General features: G+C 60.9%; 19 protein-coding genes and 1 pseudogene. 13 read left to right on the top strand and 7 right to left on the bottom strand.

Features of this window, described 5'->3' with window-relative positions; all coding sequences use genetic code 11:
• Nucleotides 1-3: 3 nt before the first annotated feature.
• From PTE30175_RS12420 to gcvA, 4 genes are all read right to left on the bottom strand, one after another.
• Nucleotides 4-684, bottom strand: a complete 681-nt coding sequence (locus PTE30175_RS12420; RefSeq protein WP_150697369.1) for a cupin domain-containing protein — start codon at nucleotides 682-684, stop codon at nucleotides 4-6.
• 72 nt (nucleotides 685-756) lie between these two features.
• Nucleotides 757-1,101 carry a carboxymuconolactone decarboxylase family protein gene (locus PTE30175_RS12415; RefSeq protein ID WP_150697368.1) on the bottom strand — a complete coding sequence of 115 codons (345 nt, stop codon included), beginning with the start codon at nucleotides 1,099-1,101 and terminating at the stop codon, nucleotides 757-759.
• A gap of 180 nt (nucleotides 1,102-1,281) precedes the next feature.
• On the bottom strand, nucleotides 1,282-2,472 hold the full coding sequence (locus tag PTE30175_RS12410) for an MFS transporter (protein ID WP_150697367.1): 1,191 nt from the start codon (nucleotides 2,470-2,472) through the stop codon (nucleotides 1,282-1,284).
• 357 nt (nucleotides 2,473-2,829) lie between these two features.
• On the bottom strand, nucleotides 2,830-3,762 hold the full coding sequence (gene gcvA, locus PTE30175_RS12405) for a transcriptional regulator GcvA (protein ID WP_150697366.1): 933 nt from the start codon (nucleotides 3,760-3,762) through the stop codon (nucleotides 2,830-2,832).
• Between the two features lie 234 nt (nucleotides 3,763-3,996).
• Between gcvA and PTE30175_RS12400 the strand changes: the two genes are divergently transcribed.
• The 4 genes and pseudogenes from PTE30175_RS12400 (at nucleotide 3,997) to PTE30175_RS28650 (ending at nucleotide 6,934) form a co-directional block, all read left to right on the top strand.
• Nucleotides 3,997-4,281: a hypothetical protein gene (locus PTE30175_RS12400; protein WP_150697365.1), complete on the top strand. Its 285-nt coding sequence runs from the start codon at nucleotides 3,997-3,999 to the stop codon at nucleotides 4,279-4,281.
• Between the two features lie 313 nt (nucleotides 4,282-4,594).
• Nucleotides 4,595-5,893 (top strand): amino acid permease, encoded by a 1,299-nt coding sequence (locus PTE30175_RS28225; protein ID WP_191629018.1) that lies wholly within the window; start codon nucleotides 4,595-4,597, stop codon nucleotides 5,891-5,893.
• A 95-nt stretch (nucleotides 5,894-5,988) separates the two neighbouring features.
• The gene (locus PTE30175_RS29225; protein ID WP_150697364.1) at nucleotides 5,989-6,201 is read left to right on the top strand and encodes a helix-turn-helix domain-containing protein; all 213 of its coding nucleotides are present in this window, start codon (nucleotides 5,989-5,991) and stop codon (nucleotides 6,199-6,201) included.
• Nucleotides 6,137-6,934: pseudogene (locus tag PTE30175_RS28650) on the top strand (substrate binding domain-containing protein). The gene PTE30175_RS29225 and the pseudogene PTE30175_RS28650 overlap by 65 nt, the downstream one beginning before the upstream one ends.
• 102 nt (nucleotides 6,935-7,036) lie before the next feature.
• Here PTE30175_RS28650 and PTE30175_RS12375 read toward each other — a convergent pair.
• Genes PTE30175_RS12375 through PTE30175_RS12365 form a run of 3 tightly spaced genes read right to left on the bottom strand, consistent with a single transcriptional unit; the run spans nucleotide 7,037 to nucleotide 9,956 of the window.
• Nucleotides 7,037-8,467 carry an MFS transporter gene (locus tag PTE30175_RS12375; protein WP_338044441.1) on the bottom strand — a complete coding sequence of 477 codons (1,431 nt, stop codon included), beginning with the start codon at nucleotides 8,465-8,467 and terminating at the stop codon, nucleotides 7,037-7,039.
• On the bottom strand, nucleotides 8,412-9,392 hold the full coding sequence (locus PTE30175_RS12370) for a uroporphyrinogen decarboxylase family protein (RefSeq protein WP_150697361.1): 981 nt from the start codon (nucleotides 9,390-9,392) through the stop codon (nucleotides 8,412-8,414). Before PTE30175_RS12370 ends, PTE30175_RS12375 begins: the two co-directional genes overlap by 56 nt.
• Before the next feature lie 30 nt (nucleotides 9,393-9,422).
• Nucleotides 9,423-9,956 (bottom strand): cysteine dioxygenase family protein, encoded by a 534-nt coding sequence (locus tag PTE30175_RS12365; protein ID WP_150697360.1) that lies wholly within the window; start codon nucleotides 9,954-9,956, stop codon nucleotides 9,423-9,425.
• 230 nt (nucleotides 9,957-10,186) lie between these two features.
• Here PTE30175_RS12365 and PTE30175_RS12360 point away from each other — a divergent pair, with 230 nt between their 5' ends.
• From PTE30175_RS12360 to PTE30175_RS12320, 9 genes are all read left to right on the top strand, one after another.
• Complete coding sequence (locus PTE30175_RS12360; protein ID WP_150697359.1) at nucleotides 10,187-11,086, top strand: LysR substrate-binding domain-containing protein; 900 nt, start codon at nucleotides 10,187-10,189, stop codon at nucleotides 11,084-11,086.
• Nucleotides 11,087-11,355: 269 nt separating this feature from the next.
• Nucleotides 11,356-12,891, top strand: a complete 1,536-nt coding sequence (locus PTE30175_RS12355; protein ID WP_150697358.1) for a methyl-accepting chemotaxis protein — start codon at nucleotides 11,356-11,358, stop codon at nucleotides 12,889-12,891.
• Between the two features lie 354 nt (nucleotides 12,892-13,245).
• The gene (locus PTE30175_RS12350) at nucleotides 13,246-14,361 is read left to right on the top strand and encodes a cytochrome c biogenesis protein CcdA (protein WP_150697357.1); all 1,116 of its coding nucleotides are present in this window, start codon (nucleotides 13,246-13,248) and stop codon (nucleotides 14,359-14,361) included.
• 123 nt (nucleotides 14,362-14,484) lie between these two features.
• Nucleotides 14,485-15,333 (top strand): thiol:disulfide interchange protein DsbG, encoded by an 849-nt coding sequence (dsbG, locus tag PTE30175_RS12345; RefSeq protein ID WP_224788741.1) that lies wholly within the window; start codon nucleotides 14,485-14,487, stop codon nucleotides 15,331-15,333.
• 512 nt (nucleotides 15,334-15,845) lie between these two features.
• On the top strand, nucleotides 15,846-17,402 hold the full coding sequence (locus tag PTE30175_RS12340; RefSeq protein ID WP_150697356.1) for a cbb3-type cytochrome c oxidase subunit I: 1,557 nt from the start codon (nucleotides 15,846-15,848) through the stop codon (nucleotides 17,400-17,402).
• Entirely contained in the window at nucleotides 17,399-18,055 is a 657-nt protein-coding gene (locus tag PTE30175_RS12335) for a cbb3-type cytochrome c oxidase subunit II (RefSeq protein WP_150697355.1), read from the top strand. Before PTE30175_RS12340 ends, PTE30175_RS12335 begins: the two co-directional genes overlap by 4 nt.
• Nucleotide 18,056: 1 nt before the next feature.
• Nucleotides 18,057-18,836, top strand: a complete 780-nt coding sequence (locus PTE30175_RS12330; RefSeq protein ID WP_150697354.1) for a c-type cytochrome — start codon at nucleotides 18,057-18,059, stop codon at nucleotides 18,834-18,836.
• A 34-nt stretch (nucleotides 18,837-18,870) separates the two neighbouring features.
• On the top strand, nucleotides 18,871-19,947 hold the full coding sequence (locus tag PTE30175_RS12325) for a c-type cytochrome (protein ID WP_150697353.1): 1,077 nt from the start codon (nucleotides 18,871-18,873) through the stop codon (nucleotides 19,945-19,947).
• 2 nt (nucleotides 19,948-19,949) lie between these two features.
• Nucleotides 19,950-22,229, top strand: a complete 2,280-nt coding sequence (locus PTE30175_RS12320) for a heavy metal translocating P-type ATPase (RefSeq protein WP_224788740.1) — start codon at nucleotides 19,950-19,952, stop codon at nucleotides 22,227-22,229.
• Nucleotides 22,230-22,237 lie beyond the last annotated feature (8 nt).

Genomic DNA, 22,237 nt, shown 5'->3' with positions numbered 1-22,237 from the left:
GGGTCATTTTCCCCCGTTTTCGGAGACAGGTACGCTGCGCTTCACGTACACGGTCGTGCCATGTGGGCCTGCGGCCGGCTTGGCGGCGTCCCCTGCCGGCAAGCGGATCCAGCTGCCGGCGGGGTGAGACGCGCCGTCGACATCGAGCTCGCCTTGCAGGACAAGTAGCTCGGCCAATCGCAGATCCTGAAGATGCGATGGCTTGAACACGGGCTCGCCACCGTCGAGATGCAGCAGTTCGACGTGCTCGGTGTCATCGGTATGGAGATGGCAGGTGGTGCGACCTTGAGACGTTCGCCAGCGCACGGGATCGCTGGTATCGATGCGCACCTCGGGGCCGGAGGCCGCCGGCATCTGCATCAGTTTCACGAAGATCATCGCGCCAGGACCGCTTGACGGCTGATGGGCCGACCCCGGCGGATTACGCAAGTACCAGCCCTGCGGGTAGTCGTTCTTGCCTTCGGAAAACGTTCCGGACAGCACAAGAATTTCTTCGCCGCCGGGATGGCTGTGCGCAGGAAAAATCGAATTTGACGCGTATCGCACGATGCTCGTGGCGCGTGCCTTCTCGGCGCCGATCCGGTCGAGCATCACGCGTTCCACGCCACGCTGTGGTGACGGTACCCAGACATATTGGTCGGGTGTCACGATGGCGCGGCGCGAGAAATCGGAATTGACAAGCATGGTGTTGAGTCTGTGTGGCGAGTGGGCAGGGCACGACGCACGGGGGACATCGAGCCCCGCCCGCCACGTCGGTTAGGCTTGGGGCAGCGCAGCCATCGCGTCGAAGACACGCGACGAATACACCAGCGCAGCGCCAGCGTTCAGCGCAATCGCGACGCCCAGGGCTTCAGCGACTTCCGCGCGCGTCGCGCCGAATTCCACCGCCTTCTTGGCGTGCACCGAGATGCAGCCGTCGCAACGCGTCGTCACGGCGACAGCCAGTGCGATCAGCTCGTGGGTCTTCGAGTCGAGTTGCCCCGTTTTGACCGCTGCGTCCTGCACGGTGTTCAGGCCGCGCATGACGTCCGGCGTCAGTTCGGCAAACTCGCCGATACGTTCAAACAGGGCGGCGCGGTACGAATTCCAGTCTTGCATCATGGTTCATTGCTCCTGAGGGGCGATAGTGGTTCATGTCGATTCGTCGCACGCGGCAGCACAGGACTTGTGACTGCCGAACCCGCACGACGTATCGATATTTTTCCTTTCGCCAATCGGCTTCGCAAACGAGATTACCTGTGCAACATGGATAGAAAATCTATTGCGCCTCGCGAGGGCTCGTCAGGCAAGGCTCTTGCTGCGCGAGCGTCCCCACTGGAGCCACACCACACCGATGACGCCGATCGCCAGCGGCGGCAGCATGAGGCTCGAGACGGCCGTCCAGCCCATCGAGGTCAGCAAGCTGCCGGAGGCGAACGAGCCGATCACCATCGCGCCGAACACGACGAAGTCGTTGATCGATTGAACGCGCGGCGCCTCTTCCGGGGAGTGGCACGTCAGGACCATGGCAGAGGCGCCAAGGAAACCGAAGTTCCAGCCGAAGCCCAGCAGCACGAGCGCCAGCCAGAAATGCCCCACGGAGACGCCTGCCATGCCAACGAACGCTGCGCCGGCGGTCAGTGCGAGGCCAACCAGCACGATTCGGTGTGCACCGAAACGCGAGATCAGGCGGCCGGTGAAGAAGCTCGGCGCATACATCGCAACGACGTGGAGTTCGATGCCGAAGTTCGCATGCTGGCGGGGAATGCCGCACAACTCCATTGCCAGCGGGGCCGAGGTCATCATGAAGTTCATGAGCATGTAGCTCACGACGCCGCAGAGAATCGCCACGAGCAGTCGCGGATCGCGCAGGAACACGGACACGGGGCGTCCCTCCTGGTGCACGTCTTCCTTTTGCGCCTGATCGAACTTGCCGCCCGCCAGCACGGCGGCGGAGAGAACTGCCACGGCAGCTGCCGCAAGGTAGGTCGCTGCATAAGCGTACGGCGGCCAGACGTTCATGGTGCTGGTCACCAATTGCGGCCCGAGAACGCCGGCAAGCACGCCGCCTGCGAGCACTGTCGAGAGCGCCTTGGGACGGTCGGCGGGCGACACGCACTCGGCGGCCGCAAAGCGAAACGTAAGCACGACGGCGTTATAGGCGCCGCCGAAGATCATGGCGAACGTGAACAGCGAGAACGAATGAATGACCAATGCGAGCGCTGCTACGAGGCCCATGGCGACACCGCAGGCGTTGCCGATCACGAACGCCGTCACGCGACCGTAGCGCTTGATGACCGAGCCTACCGGCAGCGTCGACAGTGCCATGCCCAGTACGAATATGGAAATGGGGAGCGTTGCGAGCGAGGGATCCGGTGCCAGCATGTTGCCGATGATTGCGGCCGTCGCGTACATGACGGTCGAGTTTGCGCCGGCCAGTGCTTGCGCCAGTGACAGGCGCAGCACGTTGCGGTTGGTGGTCAGCCCTAACATCTTCAAAGTGTCCTTTCGTCGTAAGTCGGCGAAGCCGTGCCGAACGGCCGCCAAGGGAGCTGCCAGAACCGCACGTTCATGCAGACGCGGGTGTGATGCGGCCGAGCGCAATGCCTGTCGCGCTTTCTTCATTGATTGAAGCTGCGTAGGCGGCAACGGGAAAGCCGATAGACAGATTCAGACGCTCGACGAGCATCTGTGGGGCAGGCGATCTTGGTACGGATAGAGGAAATTCTGAAGGATGCGACGCGCGGCGACAAACAAGAAAATCTGCGCCGTAGACAAAGAATTTCTTCGTTGGATAGGCGGAGCCGTTGTCGCCGTGCGGGCGCGCGGTCGTTCGGAGGCGCGGGTGGCTCAGGTGCCGGACGCCTGAGAGGATTGCGCTTCTTGCATGAGCCAGTCGCGGAACGCTTTCAGTCGCGCAAGCGAAGCGCACTCTGGCCGATAGACGACGTAGTAGGCAAGCTTCGACGGGAACGAGATGTCCGAAAACAGACGCACGAGGCGCCCTGACGCCAGATCTTCCCGAGCCATGACGCTTCTCGCCAGTGCAATGCCGCGCCCGTCGGTGGCGGCTTGCAGGACCGATGCCGAATTGTTGATCGTCAGGCCTGTTCTTGCCGAGGGTGCTTGCTCGCCCGTAACGGAGTTGAGCCAGGTGTCCCATGTCACGAAGCCGGCCTGACTGTCGACGGACAGGTCGTGAATCAGCGCAGCATCCAGCAAGTCCTTGGGCGACTGGATCTCCCGATGTTGCTTCCTGTAGGCAGGGGAGCACACCGGAAACACCTCTTCATCCAGTAACTTCTCCGCCGTGAGATCCGGCCAGCAACCGCTACCGTAGCGAACGCCGATGTCGATGCCTTGTACTGCGAAATCGATGAGCTTCAGGCTCGTATCGAGGCGAACGTCGGTCTCAGGGCACAGTTCCTGGAAACGATGAATGCGCGAAAGCAACCACTTTGCTGCAAACGCGGGACTGACGGTGACCGTGAGGACGCCCGTGGCGGAGCCTTCCTTGAGTCTGGAGAAACCGAGATTCAAGCGATCGAATCCCGCGCGGATATCGGGTAGGGCGCGCAGCGCCGATTCCGTAGGAATCAACCGGGCACGACCGGTCCCGTTTCGAAGAAACACGGGCGACCCGAGCCACCCCTCCAGGCTTCGCACCAGTTGGCCGACAGCCGCAGGCGTGACATTCAGCTCTTCCGCTGCGGCTGAAAAACTTTGATGCCGTGCGCTGGCTTCGAATGCCCGCAAAGCGTTCAGGAATATGGGTGCTTTCATGTTCGAAATTTTTTCTATCAGATTCAAATAGATTATCTCATTTGCCGCGTGCGCATCCATGGGCAAACAATGGCAACGTGGGAAGCAAAGCCCGCATGCAATGTCGCCACAACAACCGACGCGCCGCGGTCAGAAAGCGAGGAAGGTTACATAGATTTTCTTCGGCTTGAAAGCCTGATGGGCGACTTGCGCGCCGGTTTCGAAGTTGCCAACTAACCCTTCTGGGAGAACCTCATGACGTTTTTGGAAATCACCCTGCGTATCCCCCATGCCAACCGCGGCGCGGCGGCTGCTGTGTACCAACGCTACAAGGGGCCGTTCCTCGAGACCATCGCCGGTGCTCGTTCGAAGCAGCTTCTCGTGCGTGAAGAAGATGTGCAGGTGCTGCATGGCTTCGAGACGGCTCAGCAGGCTGGCGCCTACCTGACCAGCGATCTGTTCACGAAGGACGTCGTTGGAGAACTGGGCCCGCTGCTCGCCGGCGAGCCGGACGTGCGCATTTACGACGCCGTGGAATGAACTGAGTTCTTTCGCGCGTGTCCGCGCAGATGTGCTCTGCGCAGGCGCGCGCCACGAATATTTTTCCGATTCGTGAGAAGAAGTCAAAACTCGCTTCACCTGCGCTCATTAATTCGCAGGGCAACTACGGATAGGGGGCAGCGTAGTCAAAAAATAAACTCAGTGCTCATGGATTGATTCGAACGAGACCGGATTCACGAAGACTGATTCGGAGTCGAAATAGAACGGAACCGTCATCGATTCGCGAGCGATGGAAAGTCACAGAAAGATTTTCCACATTGAATAGATTCTTCAATGCTGAGGGTGGCGAAAAATGGCAAATATCGGCAGCGGCGCAGTTTCGATCGGACAGACATCGGGCAGTCGCATTCCCTTCACGGCGTATGACGCCGGTTGGGTCGTGTTGTGTATCGGGATGGCGATTGGCTCAGGCGTGGTTTTTATGCCATTGCAGATGGGCATCAAGGGATTCTGGACGTCCGCCGCAGCTCTGGGGATCTCGTACCCGGCCGTGCACTACCTGTCGAACCTTTATATCCGGTCGCTCTCGGCGAGTGGCGAGTGCAAGGATTACACGGGGATCATCACGGAATACCTGGGCAAGAACTGGGGCATGCTGATGAGCGCGGCCTACTTCCTGACTTTGACCAAAGGCATGCTGGCATACGCCGCGACTATCACCCACGACAGCGCCTCGTATCTGCAGGTGTTTGGTGTGACGCAGCAATCGCTCGCGTCGACGGCCTGGTTTCCGCTGTGCATTATCGGTGTGATGGTGGCGATTGCCTCGCGCGGTGAGCGCCTGCTCTTCAAGGTGTCCGGTCCGCTGATCGTCGTGAAACTGTCGATCGTGTTGATCCTCGGCCTGTCGATGATGCCGTACTGGAACCTTGGCAATGTCAACTTCCTCGCTCCAGACGGTGCCTTGTCGTTCGTTCGTGACGTGCTGGTATCGCTGCCGTTCGCGGTGTTCTCGATCGTGTACATCCAGATCCTGAACCCGATGAACGTGGCCTTCCGCAAGGTGGAATCGGACCCGGCCGTCGCCACGTACCGCGCGCTTCGTGCCAGCAAGTATGCGTACATCATTCTCGTGGTGAGCGTGCTGTTCTTCGCGTTCTCGTTCCTGTTCTCGATCACCGCGGACGAAGCGCGTTATGCTGTGTCCCAGAATATTTCCGCGCTGGCCCTGGCCGCACGTGTGATTCCGGGCGACACGGTCAAGCTGCTGTCCACCACGCTGAACATCGTCGCAATCCTCTCGGCGTTCCTCGGCATTTATCTGGGCTTCCACGATGCGCTCAAGGGCATCGTCCTGAATGTGGCGGATCGCTTCATGACGCGTGGCACCACGTTCGATCGCCTGCTCCCGTTTGGTATCGCCATCGCCTCGACGCTAATGCTGACGGGCTGGGTCGTCGCGAACATCTCCTCGATGGCGCTGCTGCAGTGGAGTACGCCGGCGTTCGGGATCGTGTCGTGCCTGATTCCTTGCTATCTGGTTTGGCGAGTTCCCGCACTGAAGAAGTTCCGTGCCCAGAGCGTGTTGTTCGTGGCGTTCACCGGGGTCCTTCTGTGCATATCGCCGTTGTTCAAGCTGCTGGAACACTGATTGAGCGTCAAAGCGCCCGGTGTTGTGGCAGCACCCTGGGGCCGTCCCCGTCCGATCTGGGCGCGCGACGGCCTTCACCTCTTTATAGAAAGACGATGAAGAGTCTCGCATCACTTGGCCAGATCACCGTATTCGTACGCGTCGCAGAACTTGGCAGCCTCACGGCGGCGGCAAAGGAACTCGAGATCACACCATCGGCAGTCAGCAAGAGCCTTGCGCAGCTGGAAGCGCATCTGGGCATGCATGCTGATCATGCGGACCACGCGCAGCCTCAAGCTCACCGAGCACGGGCGAGTCATTTTCGATAGGGCCAGCGCGATTTTGGCTGACGTCGAGATGACGCTGGACGCCGCCCGCCAGTTCACCCGGCCGGAGGGCGTATTGCACATGACCGGTTCGATCGCGTTCGGGTCGGGCCGCCTGGCAGATCTGATCTCTCGATATCTGATGCAGTACCCGAAGGTCGACGTCCGTGTCTCGCTCGAGGACCGCATCGTCAACCTCGCAGAGGAGGAGATCGATGTTGCGCTGCGCATCACGGCGGGCACGCAATGGAATCTGCCGGCGCGGCGTCTGGCGCCAATCCGCTGGGTGTACTGCGCTGCGCCGTCGTACTTGCAGGAGCATGGTGGCACTACAGATCCGCGGGATGTGGCCGGACGCGAATGTCTGGTCTACCCGGCGATGACGCAGAACGGTGGCTGAGCGTTCGAGAACGGACGCTCGCATCTGAATGTGAAGGTCAAGGCCCGCATGACGTGCAATTCCAGCATGGCGTTGCGTCACGCGGCCATCCAGGGGGCAGGCATTGCGTGTTTGCCAACGTATGTCGTTTCCGAGGACATCCTCGAAGGACGTTTGAACGTCGTTGCCCCCGAGTACCGATGCACCATCGCCCACACGCTGTATGCCATGTACTTCCGATCCAAATACATCAATCCGGTGATCCGCAGCTTCATCGACTTCCTGGGGGAGGTGCCGCCGTGGGACGTAGCGATGATGGAGCGATACCCGTCGCTGATCCCGCGCTCAATCGCCTGACCGGATTCTAGCAGGGGGCGGTCGCTCCCGGTGACGCCCGGCTAAGGTAAAAAGGGGCATGCCGCCAGATAGGCGACATGCCCCCGCAACTGTGCTCTGCGATCAGGGATGCGCGGCGTGCCGGCCCGTTCGGATGGCGATATAGCTATGGCGCTCGGGCAGGAATGCCACCGCAACCAAGCCGATCACCAACCCAAGAATCACGTAGAAGATCGGAGCCATCGGCGATCCCGTGATGCGCAGGAGCCACGTGACGAAGAACTGCGAGAATCCGCCGAACACCATCACCGCGAGGTTGTTGACAATGGCGAGTGACGTGGCGCGCAGCCGAACGGCGTACAACTCAACCAACACCGTGCAATACACTCCGAGGAAGATCGCACTGAGCACGCCCATGACCAGTTGCGTGACCAGAAGGCGTTGGAACGACGGCTCCGCCCCAACCCAGACGTACAACGGGTAGACCACCGCCAGATAGCCTCCCAGCGAGGCCAGCAAGAGCTTCTTCCGATTGAATCGATCCGACAGCATGCCTGCTGCCGGAACGACAAGCATCATGACGATTGCCGCCAGCGTCTGAACGAGGAAGCTCTGATGCATGGGAATATGGAGCACTTCTTTCGCGTACGTGACGGTGTAGCCGAAGGTCACGTAGAACGACACAGCGCTTGCAGCGACCATTCCCATGCCGATGAAGAAGCTGCCGATGGATTGGTGCGCGGGTGAGCCATTGCCTGGGAGCTCCTCCTCCGTGACTTCTCGTACGAACGCCTGGGATTCATGCATGTTTCGACGCATGAAAAACGTAATGGGCACGATGGCCAGGCCGATGGCAAACGGGATTCTCCATGCGCCGGCATCCATCTGATCTGGCGTGAATGCCGTGGTCAGCAAGATGCCGAGGCTGGCACCGAAGACCTGCGCCAGAAGCTGACCGGCGATCTGGAGCGACCCATAGAAACCGGTCTTACCGGGCGGCGCGAGTTCGATCAGGAAGGCGGTGGATGTCCCGAACTCCCCGCCGACGGAGAATCCCTGCAGCAGGCGGGAAATCAGCACGATGATCGGTGCGGCGATCCCCGCCGTGGCATACGTCGGAGCGAACGTCATCAGGATCACCGAGACGATCATGATGGACATGCCCAGCATCATCGCGGCCTTCCGGCCTTTCCGATCGCCATACATCCCCAGAACAATTCCCCCGACAGGCCGCATGATGAACCCGGCGCCGAACAGCGCCGTCGTCAGAAGAATCGAGTTCAGTGGACTGGCGTCCGCCGAGGAGGGGAAGAAGAGCCGGTTGATGATGGGCGTCATGAAGGCAAACACCATGAAGTCATACCATTCCATGGCATTGCCCAGGACCGTTGCAACCAACTGGGTCTTGCGGCTCGGTGCGGCCCTGCCGTCGGGCCCGTGGGAAGTCAGTGCGAGGGGCATCAGTTGTCTCCTTGTGTTTATTATCTTGCGTGTCGCGTCAAAACGCCTCGACGGCGCAGAGCACCGCCCGGATGTTTTCATCGGGCGTTGCAAGGGGCAATACGCAACCCGGCCCGATCATCAGTCGTTCACCGTTCGTCTGGTCAATGGCGTCGCGGACTTCTGCTGCGACATGCTCCGGCGAGGCCCTTAATACCGTAGCATGTTCATTCAGCCCGCCGACCAGAATCTTGTGGAACTGGGTCGATGCCTGCCTGAGACCGGGTTTTGTGATGCGGTCGTGCCAGTTGAACATTTCGACGGGGTACCCGGCAAGGAGGGGAAACATGATGTCGTCCCCATGCGCATGGAGCATATTCAACCGAACCTTGCCTTGCAATGCGTCAAAAATCTCCAGGTCGTACGGACGCCCGAAACGCTCGTACTCTGCCGCGCTGAGCAAGCGGCTTGACGCCATCTGGCTTGCGAAGAAAAAGCCATGCGCTCCGGCTTCGACGGCGGCCAGACAGAATTCGATCGTCACGTCTGTGATGGTTCGCAAGCCAAGTTCGAGCGCGTCGGGTGAGCACCGCAGGTCGGTGAACACACGATCGCCTGCCAACTTGCGCGCGGTGGTCAGCGGGCTGAATACGGTCTGGAGCAGGGGCGTACGTCCGCCAAGCGCTTTGGCCACGTGACGCAATGCCTCGTTTTGCTGCGCGTAACACCCCTTCGTCACATCCAGCCGGCGCAGCGTCGCCCATTGATCCGCGTCGCGCACGACCGTCTTCACAACGCTTCTCGCACCGTTCCAGGCTCCTTCGTACGCGGTCTCCGCGCCCCAGTCTTCGACGCCATAGGTGCCCGAAGGCATGAACTTCACGAGGTCGAACTGCCACTTCCGCTGCCAGGTCAGCGTGTGCTCGACCAGCATCCCCACATCGCGGTCGTCATCGGGAAAGTGTTTCCAGAGCGATACGGGGATCCGATCGGGTTTGCCGCCGGCAAGGGAAGTTTCAATGCGCTGCCAATGATCCATGGTTGTCTCCTTGATGCGAAATCTGTGTTCTCAGGCCGGCTGGAGGACGCGATTAACGCCGGTGGTCACTTGCGTGCCGTCGACGCCGTACACGTGTACGGAAATGGCGCGACGGTCGCTGTTGTTCCGGATGCGATGAATGTGATGGAGCCCCGCAAGCGCCGACGAACCGTCGAGGCGTTTGTGCTCGAAGGTGAATTTCGGGTGCACGAGGTCCGTCTCTGCGTTGTAACCGAACACCTCCTCGCTCAGTTGGCCGTCGACCACGGCCAACGCGCACCAGACGTGATGCGCGTGCACGGGCGTGACCTGTCCGGGCTGCCAAACGATCGAAACGATCGTGAATCGGCCCGCGGGATCGGAATGCAAAACGTGGCGCTGATAGCTGGCCGAGCTTCCTTCGCAGTGCTTCGGCGCGAGCCAGCAGCCGTCGGCGAACGACTCGCGCAGCGCGTGCCGGACAACGGTGGGGAGGTTGGGCGGGCGGCGGGAAAGGGATTCCTCGATTTGAGCGAGGAGGTTGAACAGCTCGACAGGGCGAGTGTCTTGTAGTGCGGCAAGCATGCGTGACTCCGACTGATGGATTCGCGGGAACGCGAGGTTCGGTCTGCAGGACAGACCGTCGAAATGGTCGAAATCAGTGTGTCATTCGCAAAATTTCGCCACAAACGGGCATTGGCGAAGGGTGCTTTCGCCGTAGTCGAAAGGTCGACATTGTGTAATGATTGGCGCGGGGTGCAGCACCCGGATCCCCTTCCAATTGATTTGTTCACAGAACGCGGACGTCCTGATCAATGCGCTACGACCTCACGGATCTCAGACTCTTTGTTGCCATCGCCGTATCGGGAAGCATTTCCGGAGGTGCAGAGGACTGCCACCTTGCCCCGTCGTCAGCGAGTCTGCGCCTGAAGACACTGGAACAAGATCTCGGGACAAAGCTGTTCGACCGCGAGGTCCGCGGCGTCAAGCTGACGCCGGCTGGTGTCGTCATGCTTGAGCATGCAAGGCGATGCCTGGCGGATCTCGAGCAGATGCACGCGCATCTGGCGCCTTATGCGGAGGGCGTCGTCGGCCACGTCACGCTGTTTGCCAACAGCAGTGCGATCGCGTCATTCCTGTCCGATGACCTTGAACGTTTCCTGATGGATAACCCGAAGGTTCGCGTCGTGCTCGAGGAAAAGTTGAGCCACGACATCATTGCGGCTGTCGCGGATGGTCGGGCAGATATTGGTGTTGTGACCTGGGAGAACGTTCACCCCGGACTGACCTTTCACGACTATCGCGAAGACGAGTTGGTCGTTCTCTCCAAACGACGGCGCCAGGACTCCCTGCCTCCGACGCTGAGCTTCCTCGATTGCCTGAAATTTCCGTTCATCAGTCTGCAGAGTGGCGCGGCTATCCATACGTTTCTCGCTGGCAAGGCGTCGTCTGTCGGGCATCGGATGGATGTGAGAATCCAGGTGGGCAGCTTCGCGTCCATCGTGGCGCTGGTGCGCTCTGGCGCTGGCATTGCCATCGTACCTCGATCGGTGCTCAGGCCGATGGAGTGCGATGGTGTCGCTGTCTCGCAGCTGAAAGAAGAGTGGGCCAACCGGCGATTGCGGCTCTGTGTGCCGAGGCATCGGGAGATCAGCGCTTATGCCGTGAGCATGCTCGACAACCTTCTGCGCGCCGGATCGGCGAGCAAGGCATGAGGTTTGTTACAGTCGAAGATAATCTTCGGATGCAAAAAGTACATCGCCCTTGCGTGTGGGCCACAAAGGGCGCACACGTGAGGGCGATCAAGTGACCCGCTTCGGGTCGCCCTTCGCCTGAACGTCACGCCGCTTCGCGTGGCTTTGCGCCAAGCAGCGCAGTCGACGACTTAATCGCGCCTTAATCCGGCAAGGCTAAAGTGGGAAGTTTGTCTTGCGCCATGCCGAACGCTTCGTTTGGCTTTCAGATACTTTCCCTGTAGAGCACCATGAGCTTCCAACGAAAACTCGTTCTATGCCTTGCTGTGCCGGCAGTGCTGCTGAGCATTGCCCTTTCCCTCGCGGTCTGGAGTTTGCTGAGTATACAGCACGAATTCAACGTGTACATCGACCAATATCAGGCGGAGGCGACCGCAATCACCGATATGTACGCTCAGGGCCTCCAGTCGGAGCAGGCCTTGCGAAATATCGCGCTCGACCCGAACAACGCAACCGGCCACACCAATTTGCGAAATTCGAACGCCGGCTATAAAAAGACGCTCGATCTGGCCAAGCGTCTGGCGCGAGGGGGACCGTTGGAAGATCGCATGCAGAGAATCGAGAGTCTAAGCGCCGCCAAGGCAGGTGCCCAGCAACGTGTGCTTAATCTCATTGCCGAAGGTGCGCCGAACGTAACTGCTGTGCTGAATGCGGAAGAGACGCCCGCGTGGCGATCCCTTCGTGCCGAGCTTCTGGCGCAGATCGATGCGTGCCAGGCGCTTGCCAGAGGCGAGCACGACGCGACCGATAAGCATGCGCACGACATGACCTTCGCAGTTATCGCCATTGCCGTATTCGGCATATTCGTTGCGGCAGCACTTGGTTGGCATATGCGGAAAACGGTTCATCGCGAGCTTGGTGCCGATCCGGCTCTGGCGCGTCAGGCGCTAAAGAAAATTGCCGGTGGAGATCTCGGCAGCATCAACGGAGAAGGGACCTTTCCGGAGGACAGCATTCTGGGGGTGATGTCCACGACACGAACGAGTCTTGTGTCGCTGATCGATCAGGTCAAGACAGCGGCGGCCGGCGTTGCGTCTGGCTCTCGGCAGATCTCAGCCGGTAGTGTCGATTTGTCGTCCCGTACCGAGCAGCAGGCGGCATCGTTGCAGGAGACGGCCGCAAGTCTCGAGGAATTGACTGCGACGGTGAAGCAGAACACAGAAAGCGCATTTCAGGCCAGAACCTTGGCCGCCACCGCAGCGAGTGTCGCCGAAGAGGGCGGGGAAGCTGTGAGAAGGGTGCTGGGAACCATGCACGCCATCAATGCAAGTGCCACTAACGTTTCGGCAATCACCAGCGTCATCGAAGGCATCGCCTTTCAGACCAACATACTTGCGCTGAATGCGTCAGTCGAAGCAGCGCGAGCCGGGGAGCAAGGCCGAGGTTTTGCGGTAGTCGCAAACGAGGTTCGAGCGCTGGCGCTTCGCTCTTCGACCGCCGTGAAGGAAATCGGAAGCCTGATTGGCACGTCCGTTGCCCAAGCGGGGGACGGCGCAGTACTGGCGGGTGCCGCGAGCGAAACCATGAACAAGTTAACCACTGCGGTGCGAGCGGTCATGGACATCATGGATGACATCGCGAACGCGTCGCTTGAGCAAAGCCGGGGCATTGCGGAGGTCAGCCGTGCGGTGACTCAAATGGATGGCGTGACGCAACAGAACGCGGCGCTTGTCGAAGAATCTGCCTCCGCGTCGAAGTCACTTGAGGCACAAGGGCGATCTCTGCAGAGCGCCGTTGCATACTTCCGCCTCGAGAGGGCACGGTAGTTTCAACTCGGGACGCCGCCGCTGCGATGGGATGGTGGATCATGACTGATCGACCACATTTTCCACTGGGCGGAACGAGGCACGGCGGCAGCGAATTTTAAGGAGAAGCGTTTTCCACGCTGCAGACAACAGTGTTAGGCTGCGCGCTAATCCGTCTGGATGAACCCTGTCTTGATAACCGCCCCTCTTGAGCGGTCATTTTCTTCGGCGCGAATTTCGTGCGTCGCGTAACGCTGACAGTTAACCATGCGTTAACGTGGCGGAAGTATCGTCGCCGGACGTTCTCTACTGACTGGTCAGCAAGCGCACGTTCTCGCCGGCCGCTGGCGAAGCCCGCTACTTGCCATCGCGCCCATGTTCAAGAAGCTTCTCGTCGCTCTCCATCTGTTGCTCGCGCTGCTGATGGTGTCGTGGTCTGCGGTCATCCTTGCGCAGCCGATCGACGCGTCGTCGCTGCTGTCTCCGGACAAGGCATTCGCCCTTGGTGTCTCCGATGTCGACGCAGATTCACGAACGATGCACGTGACGTTCGACATCGCACCTGGCTATTACCTCTACCGCGAGCGGATCACTGCGGTCGATCCTCACACGGGCGCCGCACTTGGCGTGGACATGCCTGCCGGCGAGCAGAAGCACGACCCGAATTTCGGCGACGTGGAGATCTTCCACGGTCATGTCGCGCTTGACGTCAAACTTGCCGGTGCCGGACATGTCCATCTGGGCTGGCAAGGGTGCGCGGAAGCCGGCGTCTGTTTCCCGCCGCAGACGCGGACCATCGACGTATCGTCCGCTCCCTCGTCGGGCGTTGCATCTGAGCCCCCACCAGAAGCCTCGCACTCGACGATCAGCGCTGTAACCGCGTTGGGCGCAGACACGAGCGACGAGTCCATCGTGTGCACTCTGGGCGACCTCTCCCCGGTGTTGGCATTGCTCGCCTTGTTTGTGGTGGGAATCGCACTGGCCTTCACGCCCTGCAGTTGGCCGGTGCTGCCGATCGTGTCCTCGATGATCGTCGGGACGCGTGCTTCTCGTAATGTCGCGCTGGTGCTCTCGACGGTATTCGTGGTGAGCATGTCGCTGGTCTACGCCGCGCTCGGCGAGGCCGCCTCGCTGGCCGGTTCGACTGTGCAGGCCGTCTTGCAGTCATGGTGGGCAAACGGACTGTTCGCAGCCGTGCTTCTGCTGCTCGCGCTGTCCATGTTCGGTGTCTACCAGTTGCAGCTTCCCTTTGCGCTGCGCCAGTTGCTGTCGGGTGCCTCGGGACGCGCGAGGAGCGGCTCGGTTGTGGGCGCAATGTTCGCTGGTGCCGTGTCCGGTCTTCTCCGATCCGTCCATCGCCAGCGCCCTGACGGGTTTTTCAGTCATCCACGCCGACGTAACGGTCGCGGGCAAAGCGTCTGCAGATCTGATGCGCCAATTCGGCGTCGTGGGACCGCCTACGATCCTCCTGTTCGACAAAGGCGGCAATGAAGTCAGGACGTCGCGCATGATCGGCGAATTTTCGTCGGCCAATCTCCTGTCGCGAGTCGCCTCCATCAGTGGCTAAGCAACTTGGCCTTCCGAAAATCCAGTTTGTAAGTGAAAAGGTGTTCTATGAAGCATTCCATGTGGCGTCGGGGCACGCTCGTATCCGCGGCCGCTATGCTGGTGCTGACGGCGTCCGTCGCAGAAGCGCAGCGCATGGCAACCAGCGTCAAGCCGGCAGACCTCCCGCCTGCCGTACGTGCGTTGCAGCAAGGCGGATTGGTCGTCGTCAGTGGTGATTTGCCCGCTCCCAAAGGAATGAAGGGCTGGGCCGCTTACAAGGGGCAACAGCCGATCGCACTATATAGTTCCGACGACGGCAAGCAGGTCATCATCGGCTCGATGTTCGACGCTGCCGGCTACGACGTAACTCGCGACCCGCTCGAGCGGGCAGTAGGGCCCGCGATCAGCGGCGTGCTCTGGGGGCAGTTGCAGCAAAGCAACTGGATTCGAGACGGCAGCCCGAATGCCAAACGCGTCGTGTATGTCTTCTCTGACCCGAATTGCCCGTATTGCACTCGCCTTTGGTCCGATATGCGCCCGTGGGTAAAGAGCGGCAAGGTCCAGGTGCGCCACATCATGGTGGGGATCCTAACGCCGACAAGTCTTGGCAAGGCTGCGGCCATTCTCGCCTCAAAAGATCCCTCTGAGGCGCTGAACCAGCATGAAGTCGCGCAAACGTCTGCGGGAGGGTTTCTGACGTCGATGCACGTCAAGCTTCCGGATAACCTTGGCGTTCAACCGTTGACGACGATTCCCGATAAAGTGAAGGCCAAGCTCATTGCCAACGAGCAGCTGATGGCGTCGCTGGATGCGAACGCGACCCCGGCGATCTACTGGCAGGGCGAGAACGGCGAGATTCGTTCCACGCTGGGTGCCAACCCGGCGCTCTTGCCCAGCATCATGGGCTCGAAATAACGATCGTCCTTCCGGACGTCGCACACTGCGATCCCCATCTTCGACACCGTCTTGTGCCGGCGGGCAGCGGAGCACCGTCTGCGCCTGCCGCGTCCGTTGGCGAGTACTGCTCGCACAGCCGGCCAACATTTTCTTTCAGACAGGCATAGAAAATCTGGCTGGGCGACGGCGCGCCCTTTCGGCACACTTCGCGCGCTGCCTGCGCATCCGGGATACCCTCGTTTTCCCCGTGACTTCACGCAAGTCGATGCGCGGCTGCCTCCTGCGCGCGCTTTGAAGTCATCGTGTCGAATTCACGTCATCGCCTCGTATTTGAAGGCTGTTCGCCGACGGCGCGCTCCCAGTTAACGATGTATTAATCGGGCCATGCGACGCTGCGATACGGTAAGTCTCCAAAAAATGACTACGAGTTCAAAGAATACCGAGAGGTGACCAGTAATGACGGGAAGGAATCGACGTTCATCACGTAATGGGCGTGATGACGCATTGCATGTCAAAGGTGCGGGGCGTCAATGACATCGACGCTAGGCATCCTATTGGCGCTCAGTTTTGTCGTGTCGTTATGTGCACTCGGCATGCTCGTCTGGGCTATCGCCAACAAACAAATCAGCGCGGGCAAGAAGGAAGCGGCTTCGATCTTCCTCGCCGGCGAAGTCGGTGTCTTCGATGATCCGGCCTCGGCCGAGGTGGACCATAGCTTCGACGCGATGCGCGCCGGAGTCGACCGGCCTGGCAAAGGCGTCGTACTGCTGCTGTTGAGCGCGTCGGTGAGCTTCCTTATCGTCGGTTCGATCTTCGGCGTCATTGCGTCGCTCAAGCTCCACATGCCCGACTGGCTGGCCAGCACTGCATTCACGACGTTCGGTCGCGCGCGCACCATCCACCTGAATCTCGTCGCCTACGGTTGGCTCTCGGCCGCCGGCATCGGCATTGCGCTGTGGCAGATTCCGCGAATGTTCCATACGCCGTTGCGTCGTCCGGCAGTGGCTACGGTTGGCGCGATCGTTTGGGCGGTCGGTGTTACTGCAGGCGCGATCGCCATTGGCTCCGGCTGGTCGGATGGCCTTGAGTGGCTTGAGATTCCTTGGCAGATCGACATCGTGCTCGCCATCGGCGGCGCCATACTCGCGTGGTCGGCCGTCGAGACGGCGATTCACCGCGAGGTGAAGCACATCTATGTCTCGGGCTGGTATTTCCTCGCCGGCATGGTGTGGTTCCCGATCCTGTTCGTGGTCGCAAACACCCCGGGCATTCACACGGGCGTCGAGCAAGCCACGATGAACTGGTGGTTCGCGCACAACGTGCTCGGCCTGTGGCTGACACCGCTTGGCGTTGGGATCGCGTACTACCTGATTCCAAAGATCATCGGCAAGCCGGTGTACTCGTATAGCGTCTCGCTGCTCGGCTTCTGGGGCCTGGCGCTGTTCTACAGCCAGGTCGGCATCCACCATCTCATTGGCGGCCCGGTGCCGACGTGGGTGGTGACGCTGTCCGTCGTGCACAGCGTCATGATGTTCATCCCCGTGATCGCCGTGGCGATCAATCAGCACGTGACCGTCGCGGAGAACATGTGGGCGTTCAAGCAGTCGATGGCGCTGCGCTTCGTGTGGACAGGCGCGCTGATGTACACCGCAGCGTCGTTTCAGGGTTCGCTCGAAGCAGTTCGATCGATCAACTCGATTACCCACTTCACGCACTACACCGTGGGCCACGCCCACCTGGGCGCGTATGGCTTCGTGTCAATCGTCCTGTTCGGGGCCTTCTACTACATGATGCCGCACCTGACCGGGCATCGATGGCCCTGGCCGAAGGCGATCGCAGCGCATTACTGGCTGACGGTGATTGGCTTTGCCATCTACTTCATTTCGCTGACCATCGGTGGTTTCCGGCAGGGCATCGAGTTGCTGAATCCTGAGTCGAGCTTCGCCGACATCACTCGACACGTGATGCCATACCTGGAAGCCCGCTCGCTCGGCGGCAGTCTCATGACGCTCGGCCATATCCTGTTCGGCGTTCACTTCTTCGCGCTTCTTTCCCACGCCACGCAGCGTAAAGGAGCCGTCGCATGAACCGCCTGATTCCCATCGTCCTTGGCGCCTTCGGGATTCTCCTGTTCGCAACGTTGATGCTTGTGGTCCTGCCGGGGTGGCAGGTCAGAACCGAGCAGGCGCCGAAGTACCTGAAGCCGTACACGACGCAGCAGCTCCGTGGCCGCCAGCAGTACATCGCTAACGGCTGCGTGTACTGCCACAGCCAGCAACCTCGCTCGACCGGCCAGACGTTCTCGGACACGTTCCGCGGCTGGGGCCGTGCGTCGACGCCGGGCGACTACGCCTACGACTCGCCGCACCTGCTCGGCACGATGCGCACGGGGCCCGATCTTCTCAACATCGGCGCTCGCCAGCCGAGCCGGGACTGGAACCTGACGCACCTGTACCAACCGCGGTCGATCTTCGACTGGAGCGTCATGCCCTCGTACCCGTACCTCTTCCAGGTCAAGCCTGAAGCGCAATCCGGCGACGTGGTGGTGAAGCTGCCGAAGCAATATCAACCGACCAATGGAGGCGTGGTCGTCGCCACGCAGGACGCGCTTGATCTCGTTGCCTACCTGCAGAGCCTGGATCGCACGTATCCGGCATCGGGCGACGAAGAGCGTTTGCGAGACCAGGGTTACGATCCGCGCCAAGCGCCGGCAAAACCCAGCGTGAAGGGCGAAAACTGACATGAATGAGAGGAAAATTCAGGATCCCCGCGTTGAAGAGGTCAATGCCACGTTCGAGCCGTGGGAGCCGTCGCGGCCGATCCCGCTGCTGCTGCTGGCAATCTTCGTGGCGTTGATCGTGTGGGGCGCTCTGAGCTATTTCGGTGATCTGGCCCCCAAGCAGCCAACCGCGCCGACCATCAGCAGCGATGCCCGTCAGGCAACCCCGCAGCCAGAGGCGGCTGTGGACCCCAATGCCCCCGTGATCGTCACCACCGGTACCCCGCAAGTGTGGAGTTGTGCCTCCTGCCATGGCGCGCAGGGTCAAGGCGCAGGTGTGACACCCCGCATCGCCGGGCTGGAAGAACCGTACATCGCCAAGCAACTGCGCGACTTCGCGCATGGCTTTCGCTCTAACGAGTCCATGCAGTACGTCGCCAGGTCCTTGTCCGAGGAAGACATCGACCGAGTGGCAAAGTACTACGCGGCGTTGCCTACCGGCAACGCTACGCCGTGGGTGAGTTCGAGCGCAGTTGAGCGTGGCCGCCATCTGAACGAGAACGGCGACTGGAAGCGCAACGTCCCTGCATGCGCGACTTGCCACGGACAGTCTGGAGAGGGCGTTGTCGGCACCTTCCCGCGCTTGGCCGGGCAGCAACCTGACTACATCGCCAGTCAATTGATCGCCTGGCGCGACGGACGTCGGAAGAATTCCCCGCAATCGTTGATGGACGACATCGCTTCGCGCATGACCGACGAAGAGGTCTGGGACGCGGCCAATTACTTCGGGTCACTGAAGTGACGCGTTGCGAACATACATAGAGACAAGGAACGCGATGAACGATCCTCACGATGGCGCAAAGCGCACCCCAACCGGCCGAAGGCTTGCGTCGGCAATCGGCCTCGGCCTGATTCTGTTTGCCGTCGGGTATGGTGTCTATCGAACGCCCCTGTTCAAGAACCTGTACGCTCAAGTCGGCGGCAAGCCGACAACTGCCCCCGCTGTGCCCGTGTATTCGCGCGCCCAGATGGAGGCCGATCGCAAGCTCAGCCGCAAGGACGATGGCAAGACGCAGCCTCGCACACCCATCGGCGAGGATGGCTATTACATTCCGCCGTCCGATGCGGATATCCCGCCGGGGCCGTACGGCGATGCCATCCGCCGCGGCAAGGGAATCTTCATGAACCCGGGCCTTTACGTCAAAGATCACGTGGGTAATGCACTTGCCTGTGCGAACTGCCACCTGGACGGTGGTCGACGTGAGAACTCGGCGCCGATGTGGGCCGCCTACGGTGCGTATCCGGCGTTCCGCAAGAAGACGGGATCGGTCAGCACGCTCGAGGACCGCATCAAGGGCTGCTTCACGTACTCCATGAACGCCCAGGGCTCCTCGACAGGCAAGCCACCCGAAGCGGGCAGTCAGGTCTACCGGGATCTCGTCACGTACATGGCATGGCTGGCCGACGGGGCACCGGCTGGCGAGAAGCTGCGTGGCGCCCTGTACCCGCATATGGAGAAGCCCGCGGATGGTTACGACCTGAAGCACGGACTTGCCGTGTACGGGCAGAACTGTGCGCTGTGCCACGGCATCAACGGGCAAGGCACGCGTGACGACGCCGGCAAGGTCAAGTTCCCGCCGCTGTGGGGCAAGGATTCCTATAACTGGGGTGCGGGCATGGCCCGCATCGACACGGCCGCCGGCTTTATCAAGGCAAACATGCCGTTTGGCAAACCGTATTCGCTGACCGACCAGGAGGCCTGGGACGTCGCTGCCTACATCAATAGTCAGGAGCGCCCGAAGGACACGCGTCAGACCGGTACCGTCGAAGAAGCGGCGAAGAAATACCATGCTGGCGAAGACAGTTACTACGGGAAGGTCATCGATGGCCATCTGGTCGGGACCGGGAGCTGAACGTGACGAGTGAGACTCAATCGGGTTCCCCGTCGGACCTGGTTGACACCATGGAGAGTGCCCGTCTTGCGGGCCGCATGGTGCTGTCCGTCGACGGGATGTGGTGTGCAAGTTGCGCCATGGCCATGCAACGGGCCGTCGCGCGCGCCGACGGCATTACGTCGGCGGTCGTCAATTTCACATCCGGTACTGCGCTGCTTGTCTGGGAGCCGGACATTGTCGACTTCGAACAGATCGTCGACCGGGTCACCCGTCTGGGCTACACCCTGACACCCGTCAGTCGTAGCGGCGAGGTGGAAGCGGCCTTGGCACGTCAGGCGCAACGGATCAGGTGCCAGTTGGCGGTTGCCGTGCTCTTCGGCATGTGGAGCATGCTCGGCGCCTGGGTGCTCTATCTGGACCAGACGCTGGTGACGGATCGTCTCGGGGTGACGATTGGCTGGGCGTCGCTGCTGGTCAGCCTGCCGGTCGTCGGGTACTCGGGGCTCGATTTCTATCGGGCTGCGATCAAGACGCTTCGCGTCGGGGTAGCCGGCATGGATGCGATGGTTACCATTGGCGTCGCTGGATCGCTGCTTGCCTCTGCGTGGAATTTGTTGGGAGGGCATGCGGATATCTACATCGATGCGACCACCATGCTGATCACCTTCCTGCTGATCGGCCGCTTGATCGATATCCGAGCGCGTCAGGAGGGCCGGGCGGCCGTCGAGGCGGTAATGCAACTGACGCCGGAAATCGCCAACCGCATCAAGGGCGACAGTGAAACCGAGCAGGTGCTGCTCTCCAAGGTCATGAAAGGGGATACCGTCCTCGTAGCAGCCGGCGAGCGGGTGCCTGTGGACGGTCGTATCGTTCTCGGGACGAGCTATTTGGACCGCTCACTGGTCACGGGCGAGTCGTCGCCACTGTCGGTAGGGACCGGCGACACGGTGTTGGCTGGAGAGATCAATCTGAGCTCTCCCCTCCGGGTCAATGTCGAGAGCTGGTTCGGCGAGCGCCGGATCGACAAGTTGGGCTTGCGAATGGTCGAGCTTTTCGGGGCGCGTGCATCGTTGTCGACCACCGCTGACGTTTTCGTGCGGTGGTTGCTGCCGGTCGTCGTCGTCGCGGCCGTAATGGCTTTTTTCAAATTTTGGTGGGACGACAATCCTCCCGGCACGTCTGCGCTTTACGCCATCAGTCTTCTGGTCGCGGCCTGCCCGTGTGCCGTTGGACTGGCGATGCCGCTGGCCTATGCGCTAGGCAGACGACAGGCCGCCAGGCAGGGAACCTTGTGGCGCGATCCGGCGAGTGTCGAGAATTTCGCCAAGTCGTCAGTCATCGCGTTCGACAAGTCGGGCACTCTGACGACTGGCGAGTTCCGACTGCATGGCATTCAGTGCGCGGCCGGCTGGAGTGAAGACGCGCTGTTGCTTCTGGCGTGTCAGGCCGAGTATGGCATCAATCACCCGATCGCGCTGGCGCTGCAACGGGAGGGGCGGGATCGCCTGATATCGTCTCCCGCGGCCAACCCCGAGAGCGTTACCCGACACCGACAAGGCGTAAGCTTCCTCGACGACTGGGGCGGAAGCGTGCTGGTAGGGGCGAGGGCGTGGATGGTGCGCTCCCACATCGGCCAACTGCCAAACGACCCGTATGTACCGGGCACCATCCATGTCGCCCGCAATGGCGAATGGATCGGCAGTATTACACTTCGCGACGAAATCCGTCCGGATGCGAAGGAGATTCTCGAGCACTTTCGGGCGGAAGGTCGTGACGTGTGGCTGATCAGCGGCGATTCCCGGATTGCCACTACGAAGTTTGTCGAGGAGATCGGCTTTGTCTTCGATCGCATCGAAGCAGAGTGTTCGCCAGAAGGGAAGGCTGAGATACTGAGGGCCGAGCCGCGCAAGGTGTCGTTCGTCGGCGACGGCGTCAACGATTCGCTAGTGATCGCCGCTGCGGCCTGCGGGATTGCCGTGCCGTCGGCGACGGGCTCCGTGGTGGCGGCCGCGGGACTCGTGGTTACGCGACAGGGACTGCGCGGCGTGCTTGATGGCTATCTGGCCACTAGGCGCGTCACCCAGATCGTTCGCCAGAATCTTGCGTTCTCGATCATCTATAACGTCGCGGTTGTCGTGTTTCTGTTCGACATCGGTGTGACGCCGTTTTCCGCGGCGCTGGCCATGCTGGCAAGTAGCGCGTCCGTCTTTTTCAACGCATGGCGTATCGCGTGGATTCCGTCGTCCGGCCGTAAGGCAAGTGCATTAATGAAGGAGGCTCAAGGGTGCGAGTCTTGTTAGTAGAAGAC

Source organism: Pandoraea terrae, assembly GCF_902459695.1.
Classification (GTDB): domain Bacteria; phylum Pseudomonadota; class Gammaproteobacteria; order Burkholderiales; family Burkholderiaceae; genus Pandoraea; species Pandoraea terrae.
Note: the sequence above shows the minus strand (reverse complement) of the source record. Positions and strands in the feature narration are given on the sequence as shown.

Excerpts from the sequence above, each read along its gene's own strand:
- PTE30175_RS12335 (WP_150697355.1), top strand. The coding sequence starts at position 17,399 with ATGAACCGCCTGATTCCCATCGTCCTTGGCGCCTTCGGGATTCTCCTG.
- PTE30175_RS12420 (WP_150697369.1), bottom strand. The coding sequence starts at position 684 with ATGCTTGTCAATTCCGATTTCTCGCGCCGCGCCATCGTGACACCCGAC.
- PTE30175_RS12340 (WP_150697356.1), top strand. The coding sequence starts at position 15,846 with ATGACATCGACGCTAGGCATCCTATTGGCGCTCAGTTTTGTCGTGTCG.
- PTE30175_RS12350 (WP_150697357.1), top strand. The coding sequence starts at position 13,246 with ATGTTCAAGAAGCTTCTCGTCGCTCTCCATCTGTTGCTCGCGCTGCTG.
- PTE30175_RS12365 (WP_150697360.1), bottom strand. The coding sequence starts at position 9,956 with ATGCTTGCCGCACTACAAGACACTCGCCCTGTCGAGCTGTTCAACCTC.
- dsbG (WP_224788741.1), top strand. The coding sequence starts at position 14,485 with ATGAAGCATTCCATGTGGCGTCGGGGCACGCTCGTATCCGCGGCCGCT.
- PTE30175_RS12360 (WP_150697359.1), top strand. The coding sequence starts at position 10,187 with ATGCGCTACGACCTCACGGATCTCAGACTCTTTGTTGCCATCGCCGTA.
- PTE30175_RS29225 (WP_150697364.1), top strand. The coding sequence starts at position 5,989 with ATGAAGAGTCTCGCATCACTTGGCCAGATCACCGTATTCGTACGCGTC.
- PTE30175_RS12330 (WP_150697354.1), top strand. The coding sequence starts at position 18,057 with ATGAATGAGAGGAAAATTCAGGATCCCCGCGTTGAAGAGGTCAATGCC.
- PTE30175_RS12410 (WP_150697367.1), bottom strand. The coding sequence starts at position 2,472 with ATGTTAGGGCTGACCACCAACCGCAACGTGCTGCGCCTGTCACTGGCG.
- PTE30175_RS12400 (WP_150697365.1), top strand. The coding sequence starts at position 3,997 with ATGACGTTTTTGGAAATCACCCTGCGTATCCCCCATGCCAACCGCGGC.
- PTE30175_RS28225 (WP_191629018.1), top strand. The coding sequence starts at position 4,595 with ATGGCAAATATCGGCAGCGGCGCAGTTTCGATCGGACAGACATCGGGC.
- PTE30175_RS12325 (WP_150697353.1), top strand. The coding sequence starts at position 18,871 with ATGAACGATCCTCACGATGGCGCAAAGCGCACCCCAACCGGCCGAAGG.
- PTE30175_RS12370 (WP_150697361.1), bottom strand. The coding sequence starts at position 9,392 with ATGGATCATTGGCAGCGCATTGAAACTTCCCTTGCCGGCGGCAAACCC.
- gcvA (WP_150697366.1), bottom strand. The coding sequence starts at position 3,762 with ATGAAAGCACCCATATTCCTGAACGCTTTGCGGGCATTCGAAGCCAGC.
- PTE30175_RS12415 (WP_150697368.1), bottom strand. The coding sequence starts at position 1,101 with ATGATGCAAGACTGGAATTCGTACCGCGCCGCCCTGTTTGAACGTATC.
- PTE30175_RS12355 (WP_150697358.1), top strand. The coding sequence starts at position 11,356 with ATGAGCTTCCAACGAAAACTCGTTCTATGCCTTGCTGTGCCGGCAGTG.